The organism is Furfurilactobacillus siliginis (assembly GCF_001437435.1).
GTDB lineage: Bacteria > Bacillota > Bacilli > Lactobacillales > Lactobacillaceae > Furfurilactobacillus > Furfurilactobacillus siliginis.
Genome location: NZ_JQCB01000010.1, coordinates 49,926 through 56,085, shown reverse-complemented (window position 1 = coordinate 56,085; position 6,160 = coordinate 49,926). Strand labels below are relative to the sequence as shown.

Genomic DNA, 6,160 nt, shown 5'->3' with positions numbered 1-6,160 from the left:
AAGGAAGCTGATCTTTTTTGTCCGAACAGCGTTCGGATTAATTTTACAATCTACCAATACCAGAAAAAAGTTAATTAGGAAAGCACTTACATTTGATTTACGTAAATTTTTTTCAGACCGGTACGAGTGAATTGGTAACGGATTCATAAAAGAAAGGTCGCAGAATGAAAAAGAGAGTGAAACAAAGGTCAGGAAGCAGCGAGTAAGACCTAGAATAGGGACTTGATTTTTGCCGCACGGTTTCGCCAATAAAACTTAGAAAACAACAAAGGGTCTGTGAACATAATACAAGGTTAGTTATCGAAGCACATTGATAATAAAAAACCTCGTCCAGACTGGTAATGTCCGGACGAGGATTTGTTAATCTTAATGAAAATTAGGTTGAATGCGCTAGTCTTCTTTAATTGCGTGCTTCTTTTGGAAGTCAGCAATGTTTGCGTATTCTGTTTGGAGCTGACGGCTCAAACGGATGTAGATTGGTACCAATTCCCGGTAAGCATCGAAGTTTTCTGGGTTTGGTTGGTAAGTGTTCGTTTCACCAACGAAACGTTTAACTTCGCTTAAGTCATCGATCAAGCCAAGTGACTTCATCCCAATCACTGCTGCCCCAAGACATGAGGATTCAAATGATTCTGGAATCGTAACAGGTTGTTCGAAGACATCTGAAAGCATTTGGCGCCATAGTTCTGAGCGGGCAAAGCCACCAGTAGCCATGATTGACTTAGGTTCGCCAACAACTTCTTCCAACGCCAAAAGCACGGTGTACAAGTTGTAAACGATTCCTTCAAGCACGGCACGAATCATGTGCGCACGGGTGTGCATTTGCGTCAGACCGAAGAATGATCCACGCGCATCAGCATCCCAGATTGGTGCACGTTCGCCACCTAAGAATGGATGGAAAAGCAAACCATCTGAACCGGCTGGAATGCGTTTTGCAATGTCAGTCAGCAAGTCGTAAGAGTCTTCATGCAATAAAGCAGCAGTACTCTTTTCGGCATCAAACAGATTGTCACGTGCCCAACGGAAGACGACACCACCGTTGTTCACCGGTCCACCAACAACCCATAGGTCTTTGGTCAAGGCGTAACAGAAGACACGACCCTTAGGATCGATGACAGGGTGATCCGTTACGACACGTACGGCACCAGAAGTACCGATGGTCACAGCAACAACACCTTTTTCGATGGCGTTAACCCCTAAGTTTGACAGGGCACCATCAAATGCACCTTGGATAAATGGTACATCAGTTGGGTAACCGATAACCTTGGCATATTCATCACGCATGCCAGTTGATTGGGCGTAACCATCAACGATCTTAGGCAATTGGTCTTTGGTAACGCCAGTCAATGCTAACGCGTCTTGGTCCCAATCAAGGTCAAAGATGTTAAAGATTCCTGTCCCACTGGCAACAGAGATATCCATCTGCCACACGTCCATCAGACGGTAGAAGATGTATTCCTTGATACCACAGTAGTAGGCAGCGTTGTTATAAACGTCTGCTTGTTCATTTTTCAACCATAGTAACTTACAGAGTAAGGACATTGGGTGAATTGGGGTTCCTGTGTGCTCGTACAAAGTTTTACCGGTGCCATCAGCTTTTAACTGATCAGCATACTTTGTAGCCCGCGTGTCCGCCCAGGTAATCACCCGAGTAAGTGGCTTGTGGTTTTTATCCAGCGCAATCAAGCTCTGGTTGGCACTGGAGAAGGAAACACCATGTAACTTGCCGTTCTTTAAATCAGCTTTGCGTAAAATTTCTTGCAGACCGTTCACAACGGCTTCCAAAATTTCATCTGGGTCCTCTTCAGCCATCCCAGTGGCATCGCGATATAACGAGTACAGCTTGTTCGTGTAAGCCAATACGTTACCGTCTAAGTCATACAAAACGGCTTTTGTACTGGTCGTCCCGATATCCATTCCGACCATATAGTCCATAGTAGGTAAACTCCTTTGTAAACGATTTTAGTTAAATCTACGCATGCAAGTATAGGCGAAAACGGCGGGCTTCACAACCGTAAGACTTACGAAATTTATTAAAGTTAATGCATTCTGAAAACGGTTGCGTCATAATGTGATTAGAAAAAAATTTACATAAAATAATAAATTAATTTTCATTTACGGGAAGGATGGGATTACCATCGCACGCACAAGCGTTAGTACGATCAAAGCAAACTACCAGCATTTAACCGGCGCGGATAAAAAAATTGCCGACTTTATTTTAGCTAATCCGGCACCGGCTAGTGAAATGACGATTCAAGATTTAGCCGAAAATGTCAAAGTTTCGACTGCCACGGTGAGTCGATTTGTTAAACGAATTGGCTGGCATTCTTTTCGTGAATTTAGTTTAGGATTTGGTGGCATTGCCAATCAAACAGACGATTTCTTTAGTGAAATCGAAGAAGGCGACGCCCCTGCAGTAGTCGTTGATAAAGTTTTCCAAGGCGCCGATAATGCACTAGATGCAACGCGGGCTTTATTGAAGGAAAAAGATTTGTCAGCTGCCATTACATTATTGACCAAAGCACGTACACTAAGTTTCTTTGGCTTTGGTGGTTCGTCTGTGGCAGCATTAGACGGTTATCATAAATTTCTGCGGACAACGACGCATCCACAATTTCATCCAGACGTGGACATCCAGTTGATGCAGGCTGTTAAAATGGATGAGCAGGATGTTGCCATCTTAGTTTCCCACTCCGGTCGAAACCACGATACATTAATGATTGCTGATCAATTACGTGCCAACCATGTGCCAATGATCGCAATTACAAGTTATCCAGCCTCACCATTGGCTAAAAAGAGTACGTTGGTTTTCCAATCTGTCGCTGAAGAAGTTAACTACCGTAGTGAGTCAATGAGTTCACTCATTGCACAGTTAACGATTATTGATAGTTTGTTTACGTTGGTCGGTGCTCAAGGTGCGAAGACCAAGACTGGTGAAGGGCTTTTACAAGACGTTCGACACGCTATGGAAACGAGTCGCGAATAACGCGTTGTTCCCCGCAGCCAACGTGCTACAATAATGGGTAAATTTAGTGTTGCGACGGGGATGGTGAGATAGTGACGACCAGACAAGAATTTCGACAACGCGCTAAAAAGCAACACATACCGGTGTGGCAATGGCTGGTGGCTGTTCTACTTGTGTTCGCACTGGCCGGTGGTGGCTACGGTATTTATCACTGGTGGCATTTGCGTCATCAAACGATGATGGCACGCTATCCTGTGACTGGTGCCGCAATCGATCAAAGTGCTGGTTTTATTGATTTTCAAGCGTTATCGAAAACCGGTTTGAAATTTGTTTATTTAAAGACCACGGTGGGAAATCGATTTGTCGATGATGACTTTAGCGGCAACTATTCCCGAAGTTCAGGAAGTCCACTAAAGGTTGGAGTTTATCTAACTTATAGCCCGCAAAGTAGCGTTAATAGTCAGCTGCGGTACTTTGAACATCAGATTGGTCAAGATACTGGTACACTGCCGATTATGATTGCCGTCACGGATGCAGGCGCTAACTTTGACTCTCCACAGGCAGTCAAACGAACAGTTAATCGATTATCGGTCATGCTACAAACGTTGCGACAAGACTATGCGCAGCCAGTTGGTGTGTGGGTATCAACAAAAGGGTATCACACCTTGCAAAAGCAATTGCCTAACGCTGGGTTAACTCTGGAAGATGCATCGCTGAAACCGCGTCATCAAAATGATGTGCAGTTTATTATGTATGATGCAGACGGTAATATTGAAGTTGCTGGAACGAAGCAATCGATGAGTTTAATGGTATATAATGGGTCCAAGCAAAAATTCTCAGAATACGATAACTAGTGAACGCAGGTGAGCGAAATGGCATTTTTTAAAAGTAAGGAAGACGATCAACCAAAGGTCGCACAACATATGAGCATCGATCAGGTACAAATGATGATTTTAGATGCAGTCACGCAACAATTTGGTGACTCGCGGGCAGTGTTACCAGATTTTTCAGTTGTGTCAGGTTGGGCAACCGCGGATTTCATTGCCTTTCGCAGTTTTGACGTACAGGTACGTGTGGGGATGACGCCAGAAGATGATCGGGATATTAACCGTTTGAAAGTGTTAGTCGCGATCGGACCACGCTTCGTTGCCTTAACAGATTTATTGGCGACGGATGTGCGCGATAAGTATCAGTGGACATGTACAGAAGCTAATTTGGCTGCCGACATGTCATTATTAGAACAGTATTTGAGCTGGCGGTTGACACCAGAACAACGTGCTAAGTTTGAGAACTAAAGCGACTAAGTGTAAAAAGCGAGTGGGACAAAAGTCGGGAAGTCGTGAGCAAGACCTAGAACGGGTCGTACGGATTGGTCTTCAATCCGACAGGTTGTTCTTAGTCTGCGTAACGACTTGACTTTTGTCCCACTCGTTTGCACCATTTAAGTTTGTAAATCAAAATAAGGCGTTTGGGACAAGATGACTTATGTCCCAAACGTCTTTTTGGTGATGGCAATTTAATAGATTGTAATTAGCAATAACTGATTATTCAGCAACGGATTGTGGACCGGATGGTTTGGTCGTATGAACGCTCACCAATGTGTACGTTGCATTGTCAGCTTCGTCATATAGTGACACTGGTTGCTGTTCATTGGCTTGAATGCGTAAATGATAGCCGAAATTATCGAGATAGACGAGTTCTTCGGCAGAGATACTTTCGACAGTGGCTTGTTCAGCACGACCATCAACGTGCAAGGTCAAATCAGGATTGATTTGGATGCGGTGGATACGATGATCATTATGATCGGAATATTTCCAGGTGCCAGAATATAACATTGGTAACGATGACTGTGTATCAGGTTGCTTTTTGGCAGACCTGGTAAACGCACTGGTGAGTCCTGCCGCTAAAGAAACGCCAAATAAAATTACATTCCGCTTAAAAGACACTGGAAAATCCTCGCTTTCTTCTCGTATGCCGCTACGTTTTATAAATATAAATATAGCACGATTAAAAGTGTTTTCCTTATTGAAACCATTGCCGTAATGCAATTAACACATTCTTGCAACGGGGATGACGCGAATACTGCATCTTGTTCATAAAATTGGTAAACTATAGGTATTAACAACGTAATGTTTTTTAATTACGTTGGTGATGATCAAGCGGCAAAAATTCTTTTTCGACGGAGGTTTCATAGGATGTTAAAACTAGGAATCATTGGAACGAACTGGATAACGCAACAATTTGTTGAAGCGGCAGCTGCATCACAGAAGTACGAACTGACGAGTGTCTATTCACGTCACGAAGATACAGGGAAGACATTCGCTGAAAAGAACGGTGGGCAAGTGTATACGAGCCTAGAAACTTTCTTTAAAGCAGGGGACTTTGACGTTGTCTACATTGCTTCACCGAATAGCTTGCATGCGGCGCAAACAATCCAAGCGTTGGATGCTGGTAAAGAAGTGATTGTGGAGAAGCCGTTGGTTTCAAACCCAACTGAATATGCGCAGGTTAAAGACGCGTTGGCAGCTCACCCGGAACTGCATGTATTTGAAGCTGCGCGGCACATTCATGAGCCTAATTTCCGAGCAATCCGGAAACAACTATCAGAAATGTCAGTTATTAATGGTGCGACATTGACCTACATGAAATATTCATCACGTTTTGATAATTATTTGGCTGGTGAAAATCCTAATGTCTTTACCACTACGTTTAGCGGTGGGGCATTACAGGATCTTGGTGTATACGTTGTCTATGATGCAGTGGCTTGGTTTGGGAAGCCTAACCGAGTTCACTATTACACCACACCATTGCGCACCGGTGCGGATGGTAAAGGTATTGCGGTTCTCGGCTACGATGACTTCGACGTCACTTTGAACATTGGTAAGAACACGAATTCGTATCTACCCTCTGAAATCTATGGCTTGAAGGATACGATTGTCATGGATAATGCGGCGGAACTAAAGTCCGTTATCTATCATGCCAGTGATGGTTCGACAAAGCGTCTGTCCACTGAACCAGCAGCTAATCCAATGCTTGCTGAGGTAGATGACTTTGCAACAGTTTTAAATGATCCGAAAAATCCTGATAATATGCGTCACTATCAAACCTGGCTGCATTTAAGTGAAATCGTGAATGGTGTATTATATGACCTACGGCGCAAGGCGAGTTTGGTCTTCCCCGCTGATAAATAAGTAG

6 protein-coding genes are annotated in these 6,160 nt (G+C 43.8%); 4 read left to right on the top strand and 2 right to left on the bottom strand.

The window, feature by feature from the left end:
- Nucleotides 1-390: 390 nt before the first annotated feature.
- Complete coding sequence (gntK, locus tag IV55_RS07670) at nucleotides 391-1,935, bottom strand: gluconokinase (protein WP_057810977.1); 1,545 nt, start codon at nucleotides 1,933-1,935, stop codon at nucleotides 391-393.
- A gap of 172 nt (nucleotides 1,936-2,107) precedes the next feature.
- Here gntK and IV55_RS07665 point away from each other — a divergent pair, with 172 nt between their 5' ends.
- From IV55_RS07665 to IV55_RS07655, 3 genes are all read left to right on the top strand, one after another.
- The gene (locus IV55_RS07665) at nucleotides 2,108-2,986 is read left to right on the top strand and encodes a MurR/RpiR family transcriptional regulator (protein ID WP_338043097.1); all 879 of its coding nucleotides are present in this window, start codon (nucleotides 2,108-2,110) and stop codon (nucleotides 2,984-2,986) included.
- Nucleotides 2,987-3,057: 71 nt separating this feature from the next.
- The gene (locus IV55_RS07660) at nucleotides 3,058-3,819 is read left to right on the top strand and encodes a GH25 family lysozyme (protein ID WP_057810973.1); all 762 of its coding nucleotides are present in this window, start codon (nucleotides 3,058-3,060) and stop codon (nucleotides 3,817-3,819) included.
- Between the two features lie 18 nt (nucleotides 3,820-3,837).
- Nucleotides 3,838-4,260, top strand: coding sequence for a hypothetical protein (locus tag IV55_RS07655; RefSeq protein ID WP_057810971.1), 423 nt, complete (start codon nucleotides 3,838-3,840; stop codon nucleotides 4,258-4,260).
- Nucleotides 4,261-4,509: 249 nt separating this feature from the next.
- On the opposite strand, the gene IV55_RS07650 is transcribed toward IV55_RS07655, so the two are convergent.
- Nucleotides 4,510-4,911, bottom strand: a complete 402-nt coding sequence (locus tag IV55_RS07650; protein ID WP_057810969.1) for a DUF4828 domain-containing protein — start codon at nucleotides 4,909-4,911, stop codon at nucleotides 4,510-4,512.
- A 249-nt stretch (nucleotides 4,912-5,160) separates the two neighbouring features.
- Here IV55_RS07650 and IV55_RS07645 point away from each other — a divergent pair, with 249 nt between their 5' ends.
- Entirely contained in the window at nucleotides 5,161-6,156 is a 996-nt protein-coding gene (locus IV55_RS07645) for a Gfo/Idh/MocA family protein (protein ID WP_057810967.1), read from the top strand.
- Nucleotides 6,157-6,160 lie beyond the last annotated feature (4 nt).